Consider the following 13,029-nt stretch of genomic DNA (forward strand, 5'->3'; position numbering starts at 1 on the left):
CGCCCCGCGCCCCCGCCCCCCGCCGCCGGGGGGGGGGTGGGCCCCCGGGGGGGGGGGGGGGCCCCCCCGCAACCCGGCCGCGGCCCGGCCGCGGCCCGGCCCACCCGCACCGCGCCACCGCCCGCACCCGCACCCGCACAACCCCCGGAGGGCTACGCGGCGTACAGGTCGAACGTCGAAGACCTCCGCGGCCCCGCCACCACGTCCAACGCCGGGTCCACCTTCAGCATCGCCTGGTGCAGCCGCTGCAGTTGCTGCGACGGCTCCACGCCCAGTTCGTCGATGAGTCGTGTCCGCAGCCGCCGGAAGACGTCCAGTGCCTTCGCCTGCCGCCCCGACCGGTACAGGGCGACCATCGCCTGCGAGTGCAGCCCCTCGTGCTGCGGGTGCCGGGCGATCAGTTCGGCGAGCTCCGCGAGGAGTTCCGTGTGCCGTCCCAGCCGCAGGTCGACGTCGATCCGCCGTTCCGTGGTGACGAGTCGGCTCTCCGCGAGCCGCAGGACCTCGATGTCGAGGATCGGGCCGACCCGTACGTCGACCAGCGCGGGCCCCTGCCACAGGGCGAGCGCCCTGCGCAGCAGGTCCGCCGCGGTCTCGTCGTCGCCCTGGTCGAAGGCGTTCTGGCCGCCGGCCACGAGGGTCTCGTAGGTGTGGACGTCCACGGATTCCGGGGGGATCTGGAGCAGGTATCCGCCGTGCCGGGTGGCGAGGATGTCCTTCGCCGAGCCGGGGGCTCCCGGCCCCATGGCCGTGCCGAGCCTGCGGCGCAGTTGGAGGATGTATGTCTGCAGGGTGGTGAGCGCGCTCTGTGGCAGGTCGGTGCCCCAGATCTCCTCCATGAGGGTCGGCACGGGCATCACCCGGCCCGGGTAGAGCGCGAGGAGCGCCAGGATCTGACACGGCTTGCCCGCCGTGGGAACGATCGATCCTCCGTTGACCTCGGCACTCAAAGGTCCCAGAACCTGAATCTTCACGGTCTCCCGTCTCCCCTCCGCAATTCGTCGCGCCACACTCGGATTTCAGTATTCGACCCGATCACGGTAACGGGGCCCCGGGCAAGGTCACCGAATTCTTGAGCCTGCGTCGAGCAGCTCTCCGCATTGGTGCGCCGTTGGGTGGGTTTCCGCTGGTGGGAGCCCCTTCACCGGTGATGGTGACCTTTTCTCGGGGGCTCCCGAGGCAGTTTTTCCGCGGTGCTGTCCGGCCTTTTCCGGAGTGGGGTTCCGGTGGCCGCGGGAAAATGAGCGCACAAAGACCGTGCGATGACCTGTCAGCCCACCTGAGCCAGTCGCCTCCTGGGCGTCTCGGTGGATTCCAGGGGGCGTTCGGGTCCGGTCATCAGGATGGAGCGCTGGAGCCGGCGCAGGGCGGCCGAGGGCTCTATGCCGAGTTCGCGTACCAGGGTGGTCCGCAGTCGTTGGTACACGTCCAGGGCCTCGCCCCGGCGGCCGGAGCGGTGCAGAGCGAGCATGAACTGCCCGTGCAGGTTCTCGTGCGTGCGATACCTGCTCACCAACACCGTCAACTCCGCCAACAACTCACGATGACGACCCAACCGCAGATCCGCCTCGATCCGCTGATCCAACGCACACAACCGCGTCTCCTCCAACCGACGGATCTCCATGTCCAACTGCACCCCACCCTGAACATCCGCGAACGCCGGCCCCGACCACAACGCCAACGCCTCCCTCAACAACCGCGCACCACCAGGATGATCACCCGCATCCATCGCCCGATAACCCAACCCCGACAACCGCTCGAACTCCCGCACATCACTCGCCCCACCACCACCACTCAACAAATAACCCCCCGGCAACGTCACCAACACGTCCTTCGCGGTCCGTGAGGTGTCCCCGCCGTTGGCGAGGGCCGTGGCGATGAGCGCGCGGAGCTGGAGGATGTACGTCTGCAGCGTCGTGCGGGCGCTGCGCGGCGGTTGCTGGCCCCACAGCTCCTCGATCAGCGCGGCGACGGGGACCGTCTGGTCGGCGTGCAGCGCGAGGAGCGCGAGCACCTGTCGGGGTTTGGCCGCGGTCGGCGTGATGGAGACCCCGTTCTCCCGCACGGCCAGTGCGCCCAGTACATCGATGTCCACGCCGTACTCCCCTGCTTCGTCCATGGATGAGCCCTCGACTTTCACCGGAATGAGCAAAAAACAGCATCAGCGGTTTGTCAATACCAAACCGGCTGGGCCGTTTTTGTTGACAGCATGGGTCACGGGCACCCAATGATGGCATCTGACCTGCGCATTTGCCAGGAAAGGAGGGCTCTGGAGGGCCGCCGGCGCACACGAAAACACCCCTCAGAAACCTTCCTGAGGGGTGCTTCAGAGACCGGAACAGACCATTCAGTTTTCTAGTCGTGGGCGCCGCCCCGGGCGGCACCGCCCACGCACATCATGTCCGAGCCGTCGGCGCGCAGCTCTTCGAGCGAGTCGTCGGCGGCGATCCGCGGCAGCATCAGGGCCCAGTACCGGGCGAGCGAGGGCTCCGCGAGCCATGCTCCCTCGTCGGCCCCGAGGACCTCGAAGCCGACGATCGCCGCCACCACGGCGGCGGCCGCGTCCTGCGCCGAGACGCCGTCGGCCAGTTCCCCGTTCCGGGCGGCGGTACGGAACATGGCCTCGACCCAACGCTGCCACTGCCGGCGCACGCCGCAGGGGCCGGCCGTCGCGTCGTCGCCGGTTCCGGTCGCCACGCAGAGGCCGAATCCCGCGCTGACCACGGGATCGTGCGCGAGGAGCGCCATCAGGTCGTGCGTCGAGTCGACGAGCGCCTGGAGCGCGTTTCCGCCCGCCAGCCGGGAGACCGTGATCACGCGGACGGAGGCCGCGGCACGGTCCACCACGGCCTCGGCCAAGGCCGTCTTGCTGCCGAAGTGGAAGTGCAGGCCGCCGGCGCTGACCCCGGCCCGTTTGCTGATCGCGCCGATCGAGGCCGTGGCGAAACCCTCCTCGACGAACACCTCCGCGGCGGCGCGGACCAGAACCTCACGCGTGCGGGCAGCACGCTCTTGCTTGACCATGCGATCTCCACAAACCGCCTCGGCGGTTTGCCCAGGGGAGTACAAAGCTTCGCAGGCACGGTCCGACGCCCCGGTGGAGCCGTGCCCGAGAAACGCCGGCGCGAGTCAGGAGGCGACCTGGTCTCCGACCACCTCCGCGGCCACCAACCGTTCCATCTCGGCCACCACCTCGGCCCCGCGGGTCCGCCCCATCTCCAACCGGGCCAGGACCGCGGGCGTCGCGATGCTCGGATAGACGTGCTCGAAGAGCACCGAGACCCGGTGTTCGATGTCCTCGCGGTTGACGAGCGTCTGCGAGTAGATCTGCACCCCCGTCCAGCAGGCGGAGAGGGTCCAGGCCGTCTCGGCCGTGTTGACGTGCGGCAGCAGCTCGCCGCGCGCCTTGGCCTGGATCAGCATCTCCTCGGTCACCTTGATCCAGCCGGGGACCGATCCGCCTCCGAAGATCTCCCGCATGTCGGGCCCGAGCGAGAGCCGTGCGCCGGCGCTCAGCATCGGGTCGCGCTGCATGCGATGGGCCATCACCATCGACGTGTCGACGAGTTCCTGCAGCTTGCTCTGGCGCGGCGGTACGCCCCCCTCGGCGAATTGCTCGTCGAGGACTCCTCGCGCCAAGTCCTGCTTGGACGAGAAGTGGAAGTACAACGCACCCTTGGTCACTCCGGCGCGGGTGAGGATGTCCGCGATGGTCGCAGCCTCATATCCGCGCTCGTCGAAGACCGAGGCCGCCGCTTCCAAGATCGCACGACGCGTGCGTACTGCACGCTCCTGACGTGCCACGATGCCTCCGATGTCCACGGGCCCACACGGACGGAACCCCTTCGGGATTCCGCTCCCCCCGGTAAAACCAACCAGAAGGTTCGTATTTTATCAAGACGGAAACAATAAACCGTGACCTTCTGGCCACGGCAGTCAAGTCCGTCTCATGTGGCGGGAGAAGTTCTCGCGTTCGTCGCGCTCTCGCACGATCAACTTCGTTGAGCAGCCAAGAATGAACAGGCTGTCACCGCGCTTACCGAACCATCTGCCCGGTTTGTTTTAACCGTTCGGTGACACCCGCACCCTCACATCGGCCCCTCGGCGGCATCTGCGCCAAGTGGAGGCCGGAACATCCTTGCAAACAAAACCGGAGAGTACGTATCTTACGACTTCAAGTGCTCGTCCCATCCGTCAACTCGGCTCTGCGGAGAGGTCCATGACCCTGCTCACGTTCGAGAACAACACCCCCGCGCCGTCCATGAAGGAAGCCGGCGTGCGGCGGACGACGCGCTGTGACGAACTCCCCCGGCTCACGAGCACCGTCCCCCGGGAGTACGTGCATCGCAGCTCGGTCGCGGAGGTGTTCCTGACCGGCTACGAGCGGATCGGTGACGACACCTTCCTGCTGACCGGCCAGTGGCCGCGGGCCCACACCTTCTTCATCAGCGCGGACGGTACCGGACACGACCTCGTTCAAGTCGGGGAGACCGTCCGTCAGGCCGGCCTTTTACTGTGCCACGCGGAGTACGGGGTGCCCCTGGGGCACAGCGTGCTGCTGTGGAGCCTGGGCTTCAAGGCCGACCTGGAACAGTTGCTGATCGGCGCCGGCCCGACCGATCTGGAACTCATCGCCACCTGCCGGGACTTCGGCTGGAAGGGCAACCGGTTCTCCGGCTTCCTGGAGGTGAGCGTCCGCCGTGACGGACGGATCGCGGCCACCGGTTCCGGGCTCTTCAGTTTCGTTCCCCCGGCGGTCTACCGCCGACTGCGCGGCGAGTACGGGAGGCTCTCCACGGCCGCTCCCGCGCAGCTCCCGCCGCGTCCGGCGCCGATCCAGCCGGCGGAGGCGGGCCGGTTGCTGCCCTTCGACGTGGTCCTCGCCCCGGGCGACCGGCCCGGCCGCTGGTTGCTCTCGCCGGACCTGACGCACCCGATCCTCTTCGAGCACGCCAACGACCACCATCCGGGCATGGTCCTGGTGGAGGCGGCCCGCCAGGCCGCCTGCGGGACGCTCCACGCCCGCTCCTTCAGACCCACGGCGGTGGAGTCCTCGTTCCACAACTACGCGGAACTCGACGCCCCGTGCTGGATCGACACCGAGGTCCCCCACTCCATGGACCCGGGCATCCGCACCGTGCACGTCACCGGACACCAGGGCGATGCCCTGATATTCGAGGCGACCGTCACCGGAACCATAGCCTCCGGCTGATCGGGTCCCCTCGGCCGGGAGCCACGTCCCGTCATCGGCCCGAGTACTCCCGATACCACGGCGCGTACCGGGCGAACCCCTCAAGCAGCCCCGGTCCGGGCTCCGCCCCGACCAGCTTCCACAAACGGCTGCCGTCGTACCAGTGATCGACCGCCAGCAGCGAGATCCTGCGGCGGGTGACCGGGTCGCCCGCCGCACCCAACCGAGCGCAGGCCTCCTCCAAGGTGACGTCCCCTTCCGGCAGGGGCACCCCGAGGGCCTCCCCCACGGTGGTGACCAGTTCCCGGGCGCTCACCGGCTCCGGGTGGCAGGCGTGCAGTACCTGTCCCGCCAACCGTCCGGGCAGCCGGGCCAGGTCGACCAGCACGTCCGCCAGTGCGTCCGCGGAGATCATCGAGAGCCGCGCGCGCCCCCCGTCCACCCAGTACGGCAAGCGCCCCATCAGGTCGACCAACGCGGGGACCATCCAGGTGTCACCGCGCCCGTAGACGAGGTGGGGCCGCACCACGACGCCCCCCGCGGCGAGGACCAGGCGCTCGCCCTCCAGGCGGGTGACGCTGGTCGCGGAGACCGGTTCCTCGGCCAACAGCCCCTCTGCCTCGCCCCGGTGCGGTTCGTCCCGGTAGACGGCGGCGGTGCCGAGGTGCACGAAGCGCCGTACGCCGGCCCGCGCGGCCTCGGCCAGCAGGGCGCGGGTGCCCTCGGTGTTGACCGTCCGACACTCCTCCTCGGTGCCTCCGATCCGGGCAGCGAGGTGGACGACCGCGGTGACGCCCTCGCAGATGCCGCGCAGGGACGCCGGATCCGTCAGATCGCCGCTCACCGTCTCGACCCCGACCGCCTCACCCGCGTGCCCCGGGAGGGCCCGCCGGTGGGTGAGCAGCCGCAGCGCGGGACCGACCGGGCCGTCCGAGCCGCTCACTGCGGCCGCCAGACGGGCCGTCACATGGGATCCGACGAAGCCGGTGGCGCCCGTCACGAGGATCCGTTCGGGAATCAACGACAGCCTTTCGTCGGGAAGTACGGGAAGTACGGGAAGTACCGGAAGCGGAGGAGTGGGCCGCACTTACTGTCTTACAGCATCACTGTTTCGTCGATCATCACCCTGGCGGAAAGTAGGCTGAGACGATGAGCAGCTCAACTCCCCGCCTGGTACCGGTCACCCCGGAAAACTTCGACGCGGTGTGCGCGATTCGGCTTCACCCGCATCAGGAGCACCTGGTGTCACCTGTCCTGAAATCGTTGGCGGAGGCGTACGTGTACGGCGCGAGCGCCTGGCCTCGGGCCATCGTGGACCGTGGGGACGGCGGGAACGGCGGGGCGGAGGAAGTGGTCGGCTTCGTCATGGCCTTCCTCGACATCGCCTGGGCGGACGACGCCGACGACCGTCGCTCCGGCATCTGGCGCCTGAACGTCTCCGCCGCGCACCAGGGCCGGGGATACGGACGCTTCGCGGTCCGGGCGGTCGCCGAGGAGATCCGCCGCCTCGGCGGCACCCGCGCGTACGTCACCTGGAACCCGGGCGAGCACACCCCCGAGCCCTTCTATCTCGGTCTGGGCTTCACGACCACGGGCGAACTGAGCGGCACCCAGCGGGTCGGCGTCCTCGCCCTCTGACGGGAACGCGGGGGCTGGGCTCCGGGGCCACCGCCACCCCCCGAGCACCACGGCCGGCAGCACCAACCGGCGCGCGCCGGCCGCGACGACCGCCTCGGCGAACGCACCGCCCTGCTCGGCGGCGCCCCGCTCAGCGGTTCACCTGCCGGCGTCCTCGGCGAGGGTGTGCGCCACGAGGGCGTTGGCGTGGCCGTGGCCCAGGCCGTGTTCGGCCTTGAGCCAGGTGACCAGCTCCATGTGCCGGGTGAGGGGCGAGGATCGGATGAGTTCCTTCCACTCCGCGATGGGGCGGCCGTGCTTCTTCTCGATGGAGGGGAAGTAGCTCGCGGGGCCCTTGACGGCTTCGGTCATGTCGGGATTCCTTCCGTACGGAGGCGGGTGCGTGGGTGGGGGTGTGCGTGGGTGGGGTGCGGGTGGGGGCGCAGGTGCGGGGTGGGGGTGTGGGCAAGGGGTGGGCGGCCTCAGCCGCCGGTCACCGGCCGGTAGGTGCACACGTTGACACCCGTGGCGCTGGTGACCGTGGAGACCAGCTCCAACGTCCGCAGACCACCGTCGTCCGGGAAGATCGACTTACCGCCGCCGAGCAACACCGGCATGATCATGAGTCGCAGCTCGTCGGCCAACCCCTCGCTCAGCAGGGTGCGGACGAGGGTGGGGCTTCCCATGACGACCAGGTCGCCGCCCTCGGTCCCGCGCAGCTCCCGGATGCGGGCGACCGCCTCGCCACCGGGGATGCGCGTGGTGTTCTCCCAGGCCGGCTCGGAGTCGTCGAGCGTCCCGGACACGACGTACTTGCGGATCGCGTTCATCCGGTCGGCGAACGGGTCCCCCGCCCGCTCCGGCCACGCGGCCGCCATGGTCTGCCACGTCCGTCGACCGAACAGCAGCGCCTCGGCGTCGCCCAACGCGTCCGAGAAGGCACCGCCCACCACCTCCGGGTCGAAGAACGGGTGCGACCAGCCGCCGTGCGCGAACCCGCCGTCGCCGTCCTCGCCCGCTCCGCCCGGAGCCTGCACGACACCGTCCAGGCTGATGAACTCGCTGACCACGATGCGCATGTGACCCGCTCCCTTGTCGACCGCCGGTACCCGACGGTGTCGCACGCTCATGTGGACGGCGTCCACATCTCCGCGTCCCGCAGCCTACAAGGCAATGTGCACACCGTCCACATTCTTGTTCCGCCGCGTCACAGGGACAGACGGTCCCGCCGCCCGAAACTCATCGCACCCCGCGAGAGAAACTCGCGCCGCTCCCTCCGCCCGCCCGACGGACGGCACGCGCCGAAGGCGAGGCCGTATCCGTCGCGGCACGCCCGTCCCGCCGCACCGGACCGCGATCGCCGGGTGCGCGCCGAGCCGTCCGCGTCGCCCCGGCCGGCGCGCCATGTCACGCGGGGTCGCGGCCCGAGGACGGGCGGTCTCCGCACACCACGTTCTTTGTGCTCTCGGCGATGACTTTCACACCTCAAGTCCGCTTGAGGTGGAGGAATATGATCACATGGCGATATGACGAGGACCTTGTATCTGCTCTGCTCCGCCGCCCCGCCCGTCTTCGACGTGGCCCACGTGATCGAGAACGCCCAGTCGCGCGGTTGGGACGTCTGCCTCGGTCTGACCCCGACGGCAGCGCACTGGGTGTCCGAGAGCCTGGACGGACTCGCCGCCCTGACCGGGAACCCGGTGCGCTGGCAGTACAAGCTGCCCGGGGAACCCGACGTGTGGCCCGCGGCCGACGCCGTGCTGTTCGCCCCGGTCACCTTCAACTCGCTCAACGCCTGGGCCCTCGGGCTCACCGACCGGTTCGTCGCGGGGATCGCCGCCGAGGCCATCGGCAAGGACATTCCCGTGGTCGCCATGCCCTGCACGAACGCCGCGCTCGCGGCGCACCCGCGGTTCGATCTCTCGCTGGCCGAGCTGCGGGGAGCCGGTGTGGAAGTCCTCCACGGCGAGGGCGGGTACACCCCCGGTCCGCCGGACGAGGACGTCCCGGCGCCCTTCCCGTGGGCTGTGGCCCTGGACGCCGTGGACCGCCAGGGCACCCCGACCGCTTAGCCTCCGGCCCCCCTGGCCGCCGGCCGCACCCGGCGCCGTAGCCCGGCGGCTCCCCGGCCACACCCGACTCCCCGGCGACCCCACGCCCGGCCGGACCCCGCTACTCCCCGGTGACCCCGTCGATCACCTCGCGCAGCAGGTCGGCGTGCCCGTTGTGTCGGGCGTACTCCTCGATCATGTGGGCCAGCACGTAGTGCAGGGAGTAGGTCTGGTCCTCGTGGTGCCCCCGCATGTCCAGGGACTCTGCCGCCGCCACGATCGCGCGGGAGCGCTCGCAGCTCTCCTCCCAGATCCGGAACGACTCCGCCGGGTCCGCGTCCTCGACGTGGAAGTCCGTCCGCTCGCCCGCCTCGTTCCTGGGGTAGAAGTTGCTCACGCCCTCGGCATTGAGCACATTGCGGAACCAGCTCCGCTCGACTTCCGCCAGATGCCGTACCAGCCCGAGCAGGCTCAGCTCGGACGGCGCGACCGCCTTGCGGCGCAGTTGCCCGTCCGTCAGGCCCGCGCACTTCATCATCAGCGTGTCCCGTTGCCCCTGCAGGACGCTGGTGAGCGTGGCGCGTTCGTCACCGGTCAGGACGGGTCGGGTCCTCTGTTCGTCTCTCATCGGCTGATGATGACAGCCCTGCCCTCCACCCCCGACCATTGCCACATGCTCGGGGACGCCGCGCTCAGGCCGCCGCCCTCAGCTGCCGGAAGAAGGCCCGTACGTCCTCCACCAGCGACTCGGGCACCTCCATCGCGGGGAAGTGCCCGCCCTTGTCGTACGAGGTCCAGCGCACGATGTGGTCGGTGCGTTCGGCGATGTGCCGCAGCGGGATGAAGTTGTCCCGGGGGAAATCCGCGAGAGCGGTCGGGGTCTTCGACACCTCGGGCGGCTGCCCGTGGTGGTCGGCGTGCGCGCGCTCGTAGTAGATCCGCGCGGCGGAACCGACCGTGCCCGTCAGCCAGTACAGCATGACGTTCGTCAGCATCCGGTCCCGGTCCACGGGGGTTCGCGGATCGCTCCACTCGGCGAACTTCTCCCCGATCCAGGCGAGCAGTCCGACGGGGGAATCGTTCAACGCGTACGCGAGGGTCTGCGGCCGGGTCGCCTGGATGTCGGCGTACCCCTGTCGCTCCCGCGCCCACACCCGGTACCGCTCCCAGGACGCCCGCGCCCGCTCCCGCTCGGCGGGGTCCAACGCGGCCAGTTCCTCCGGCGTGGGTTCGGACGTCGCCCCGGCGCCGGGCAGCAGGTTCACATGGACCCCCACCACGTTCCCGGGCCGTACCCGTCCCAACTCGCGCGAGACCGCCGCACCCCAGTCGCCGCCCTGCACCCCGTACCGCTCGTACCCGAGCCGCTCCATCAGGGTCCCGAAGGCGCGCGCCACCCGCTGGAACTCCCAGCCGGGTTCGGTGGTCGGCCCCGACAGGGCGAACCCAGGGATGTGGGGCAGCACCAGGTGGAAGGCGTCGGCGGGGTCCCCGCCGTGCGCCCGCGGATCGGTCAACGGGCCGGCGACCCGTTGGAACTCCACGAACGACCCGGGCCAGCCGTGGGTCATCAGCAGGGGTGTCGCGTGCGGCTCGGGCGAGCGGAGGTACGCGAAGTGGACGGTGGCCCCGTCGATCTCGGTGGCGTACTGCGCCCACCCGTTGATCCGTGCCTCGGCGGCCCGCCAGTCGTACTCCTCACGCCAGTACCGGACGAGTTCCCGCACCTCGGACAACGGCATGCCGTACGCCCACCCGACCCCGCTCAGCTCATCGGGCCACCGCACTCGCTCCAACCGCCGGCGGAGATCGTCCAACTCCCCTTCGCCCACGTCCAGCCGGAACTCCCGAAACCCCTGCCCAAGATCACCCATCCCCCCACCCTGCCACGCGGCTCCTGTTCCAGCCCCGCCGGCAGCACCCCGACCCACGCGGCGCGAGCACCAATCCAGCCCCGCCGGCGTGTGAGGCGCGGGGTCCGGGACGGAGCCCCGGAAAGCCGGACGCGACCCGGGCCGCTCGCGCCACGGCGCCGCATCGGCATGAGCCCGCCCCCGGCCAGGGCCCCGGTATCGGCACCGGTATCGGCACCGGCACCGGCACCGATCCACCCCCGGCCAGGGAAACGGTCTACGCCGCGTACAGATCGAACGTCGATCCCCGCTTCGCCCCCGCCGCCACGTCCAATGCCGGGTCCACCGCCAACATCGCCTGGTGCAGGCGCTGCAACTGCGGCGACGGCTCCACCCCCAGGTCGTCGATCAGACGGTTCCGCAATCGCCGGTACACGTCCAGGGCCGCCGCCTGCCGCCCCGACCTGTAGAGCGCCACCATGACCTGCGAGTGCAACCCTTCGTGTTGGGGGTGCCGCGCCGTCAGTTCGGTCAGCTCCACCAGGAGTTCCGTGTGCCGCCCCAACCGCAGGTCGACGTCGATCCGCCGCTCGATCGTGACCAGTCGGCTCTCCTCCAACCGCATGACCTCGATCTCCAGGATCGGGCCGAGCCGTACGTCGACCAGCGCCGGCCCGTTCCACAGCGCGAGCGCCTCCCGCAGCATGGCCGCTGATCCCTCGTCGTCACCGGCCTCGAACGCGCTCTGCCCCCGGGCGAGGAGGCTGTCGTACGTGTACACGTCCACCGCCTCCGGCGGGACCTGCAACACGTAGCCGCCGTGCCGCGTGGCGAGCACCTCCTTGGCCCCGCCCGGCCGCCCCGGCCCCATGGCGGTGCCCAGGCGGCGACGCAACTGCAGGATGTACGACTGGAGTGTGGTCAGCGCGCTCTGCGGGAGATCGTGACCCCAGATCTCCTCCATGAGCGTGGGTACCGGAATCACTCGGCCCGGCTGCAACGAGAAGAGCGCCAGGATCTGGCGCGGCTTGCCGGCAGTCGGAACGATCGAGCCCCCGTTGACCTCGGCACTCAACGGACCCAGAACCTGAATCTTCACGGTCTCCCCTCCCCTTCGCGAAACCGAAAACGAATCCGAACCTGACAACGAACCCGACAACGAACCCGACAACAAACCTGGCGACGAACCTGCCAACGGCCCCGAACCTGGGCCTGAACCCGACTCTGCACGCTCGACTCCTCCCTTTTGGACCCCGCCGGACGCACCACACGTCGCACTGCGGACGAAATCGAAATCGAAACGACGACCTGGTGCTGTGGCCGGGAGGGTTTGCCGGGTCGCGGTGTCCGGTGCGGTGCATCGCAAGGCGGAGGACCGCCCCTCGTACTGGACGCACTCGGGCGGTCCGACAACGCGGCGAGGTGCCGTGCCGGGCGCCGTGACACGGGGAACCCTCCCGGTCGCAGCACTAGCCCCCGCTCGCCACGAACCCCACCGCTTCCAGGCACCGCCCGTCTGCGGCGCCCTCCTCGCCCCACGTCCGGTACTCCCCGGACCGCGCCTCCCCCACCAGGCTCGGCAGGAGCAGCCCCCAGAGGGCGGCCACCTTGCCCTTCAACTCCCGGTACGACAGCCCGGTCCCGGACAGCACCTCGATCCCACAGACGGCGGCCGCCACCAACGCCTCCGCCCCCTCCCACCGACCTCCGGCACCACGCCTCCCGGCCTCACTGGCCTCACCGGCCCTGTCGGCCCCGTCGCTCACATCAACCCCGTCAGACACATCAGCCCCGCCGTCCCCACCGCCCGCGTCGACCCCGCCCGAGAAGCCCTCCAACTCCCCCGCGTCCCGGGCCATCCGCAGCAGTCGGTAGACCACCGACAGCCAAGCCCCGTGGAAGTCCATCACCGCCGGTTGCTGCCCCGCGCACTCCTTGGTGATCCGGAAGCTCGCCGGGATCGCCGGGGCCTCGTGCAGGGTGCGCGCGAGCCAGTGCGTCGTGCCGATCAGCGCCTGCAGCGGCGAGTCCCCGGCCTCCCGCAATCCCCGTACCGCCTCGTGCAACAGCCCACAGCCCCACTGCTGCACCGCGTCCGCCAGCTCGTCCTTCGAGGCGAAGTGGAAGTACAGCGCCCCTTTCGTGACCCCGGCCGCACCCGCGATCTCGCCGAGCGTCGCATTGGCGTAGCCGTTCCGGTGGAACATCTCGGCTCCGGCGAAGAGCAGTCGCCTACGCGTCCGCTCCGACCTCTCCTGCACCGCTCGTCTCCTCTCACCCGAGCCGGTCCGCGGCGGCACCGCACGTGCCGCCCTCG

14 protein-coding genes are annotated in these 13,029 nt (G+C 70.2%); 3 read left to right on the plus strand and 11 right to left on the minus strand.

The features are described from left to right. Positions 1–152 precede the first annotated feature (152 nt). The 4 genes from ACFYW3_RS36155 to ACFYW3_RS36170 form a co-directional block, all read right to left on the minus strand. Positions 153–974 (minus strand): AfsR/SARP family transcriptional regulator, encoded by an 822-nt coding sequence (locus ACFYW3_RS36155; protein ID WP_351758145.1) that lies wholly within the window; start codon positions 972–974, stop codon positions 153–155. A gap of 296 nt (positions 975–1,270) precedes the next feature. Continuing rightward, a complete protein-coding gene (locus tag ACFYW3_RS36160) occupies positions 1,271–2,095 on the minus strand; it encodes a BTAD domain-containing putative transcriptional regulator (RefSeq protein WP_389388660.1) in 825 nt (274 codons plus the stop codon). A gap of 260 nt (positions 2,096–2,355) precedes the next feature. Beyond that, positions 2,356–3,024: a ScbR family autoregulator-binding transcription factor gene (locus ACFYW3_RS36165; protein WP_389388622.1), complete on the minus strand. Its 669-nt coding sequence runs from the start codon at positions 3,022–3,024 to the stop codon at positions 2,356–2,358. A gap of 105 nt (positions 3,025–3,129) precedes the next feature. Continuing rightward, positions 3,130–3,804: a ScbR family autoregulator-binding transcription factor gene (locus ACFYW3_RS36170; RefSeq protein WP_351758140.1), complete on the minus strand. Its 675-nt coding sequence runs from the start codon at positions 3,802–3,804 to the stop codon at positions 3,130–3,132. 415 nt (positions 3,805–4,219) lie between these two features. Here ACFYW3_RS36170 and ACFYW3_RS36175 point away from each other — a divergent pair, with 415 nt between their 5' ends. Beyond that, entirely contained in the window at positions 4,220–5,212 is a 993-nt protein-coding gene (locus ACFYW3_RS36175; RefSeq protein WP_351758137.1) for a ScbA/BarX family gamma-butyrolactone biosynthesis protein, read from the plus strand. 31 nt (positions 5,213–5,243) lie between these two features. Here ACFYW3_RS36175 and ACFYW3_RS36180 read toward each other — a convergent pair whose 3' ends face one another. Then, complete coding sequence (locus ACFYW3_RS36180; protein WP_389388623.1) at positions 5,244–6,191, minus strand: NAD-dependent epimerase/dehydratase family protein; 948 nt, start codon at positions 6,189–6,191, stop codon at positions 5,244–5,246. 149 nt (positions 6,192–6,340) lie between these two features. Between ACFYW3_RS36180 and ACFYW3_RS36185 the strand changes: the two genes are divergently transcribed. Then, positions 6,341–6,829 carry a GNAT family N-acetyltransferase gene (locus ACFYW3_RS36185; RefSeq protein ID WP_351758132.1) on the plus strand — a complete coding sequence of 163 codons (489 nt, stop codon included), beginning with the start codon at positions 6,341–6,343 and terminating at the stop codon, positions 6,827–6,829. Between the two features lie 138 nt (positions 6,830–6,967). On the opposite strand, the gene ACFYW3_RS36190 is transcribed toward ACFYW3_RS36185, so the two are convergent. Together ACFYW3_RS36190 and ACFYW3_RS36195 are read right to left on the minus strand one after the other, a co-directional pair. Then, the gene (locus ACFYW3_RS36190; RefSeq protein WP_351758129.1) at positions 6,968–7,180 is read right to left on the minus strand and encodes a DUF4287 domain-containing protein; all 213 of its coding nucleotides are present in this window, start codon (positions 7,178–7,180) and stop codon (positions 6,968–6,970) included. 110 nt (positions 7,181–7,290) lie between these two features. Beyond that, complete coding sequence (locus tag ACFYW3_RS36195; RefSeq protein WP_351758127.1) at positions 7,291–7,887, minus strand: dihydrofolate reductase family protein; 597 nt, start codon at positions 7,885–7,887, stop codon at positions 7,291–7,293. Between the two features lie 447 nt (positions 7,888–8,334). On the opposite strand from ACFYW3_RS36195, the gene ACFYW3_RS36200 reads away from it, so the two are divergent. Then, positions 8,335–8,880, plus strand: coding sequence for a flavoprotein (locus ACFYW3_RS36200; RefSeq protein ID WP_351758124.1), 546 nt, complete (start codon positions 8,335–8,337; stop codon positions 8,878–8,880). A 100-nt stretch (positions 8,881–8,980) separates the two neighbouring features. Here the strand turns inward: ACFYW3_RS36200 and ACFYW3_RS36205 are convergent, their stop codons facing one another. The 4 genes from ACFYW3_RS36205 to ACFYW3_RS36220 form a co-directional block, all read right to left on the minus strand. Further along, a complete protein-coding gene (locus ACFYW3_RS36205) occupies positions 8,981–9,487 on the minus strand; it encodes a DinB family protein (RefSeq protein WP_351758122.1) in 507 nt (168 codons plus the stop codon). Positions 9,488–9,551: 64 nt separating this feature from the next. After that, the gene (locus tag ACFYW3_RS36210) at positions 9,552–10,733 is read right to left on the minus strand and encodes an epoxide hydrolase family protein (protein ID WP_389388624.1); all 1,182 of its coding nucleotides are present in this window, start codon (positions 10,731–10,733) and stop codon (positions 9,552–9,554) included. Between the two features lie 256 nt (positions 10,734–10,989). Further along, the gene (locus ACFYW3_RS36215) at positions 10,990–11,811 is read right to left on the minus strand and encodes an AfsR/SARP family transcriptional regulator (protein ID WP_351758116.1); all 822 of its coding nucleotides are present in this window, start codon (positions 11,809–11,811) and stop codon (positions 10,990–10,992) included. Between the two features lie 370 nt (positions 11,812–12,181). Beyond that, positions 12,182–12,973 (minus strand): TetR family transcriptional regulator, encoded by a 792-nt coding sequence (locus ACFYW3_RS36220; RefSeq protein WP_389388625.1) that lies wholly within the window; start codon positions 12,971–12,973, stop codon positions 12,182–12,184. Between the last annotated feature and the right edge of the window lie 56 nt (positions 12,974–13,029).

This window comes from Streptomyces sp. NPDC002602, from assembly GCF_042889445.1.
GTDB lineage: Bacteria > Actinomycetota > Actinomycetes > Streptomycetales > Streptomycetaceae > Streptomyces.

Coding starts and splice junctions, on each gene's coding strand:
- ACFYW3_RS36165 (WP_389388622.1), bottom strand. CDS start 3,024: ATGGTCAAGCAAGAGCGTGCTGCCCGCACGCGTGAGGTTCTGGTCCGC.
- ACFYW3_RS36175 (WP_351758137.1), top strand. CDS start 4,220: ATGACCCTGCTCACGTTCGAGAACAACACCCCCGCGCCGTCCATGAAG.
- ACFYW3_RS36185 (WP_351758132.1), top strand. CDS start 6,341: ATGAGCAGCTCAACTCCCCGCCTGGTACCGGTCACCCCGGAAAACTTC.
- ACFYW3_RS36190 (WP_351758129.1), bottom strand. CDS start 7,180: ATGACCGAAGCCGTCAAGGGCCCCGCGAGCTACTTCCCCTCCATCGAG.
- ACFYW3_RS36195 (WP_351758127.1), bottom strand. CDS start 7,887: ATGCGCATCGTGGTCAGCGAGTTCATCAGCCTGGACGGTGTCGTGCAG.
- ACFYW3_RS36200 (WP_351758124.1), top strand. CDS start 8,335: ATGACGAGGACCTTGTATCTGCTCTGCTCCGCCGCCCCGCCCGTCTTC.
- ACFYW3_RS36205 (WP_351758122.1), bottom strand. CDS start 9,487: ATGAGAGACGAACAGAGGACCCGACCCGTCCTGACCGGTGACGAACGC.
- ACFYW3_RS36210 (WP_389388624.1), bottom strand. CDS start 10,733: ATGGGTGATCTTGGGCAGGGGTTTCGGGAGTTCCGGCTGGACGTGGGC.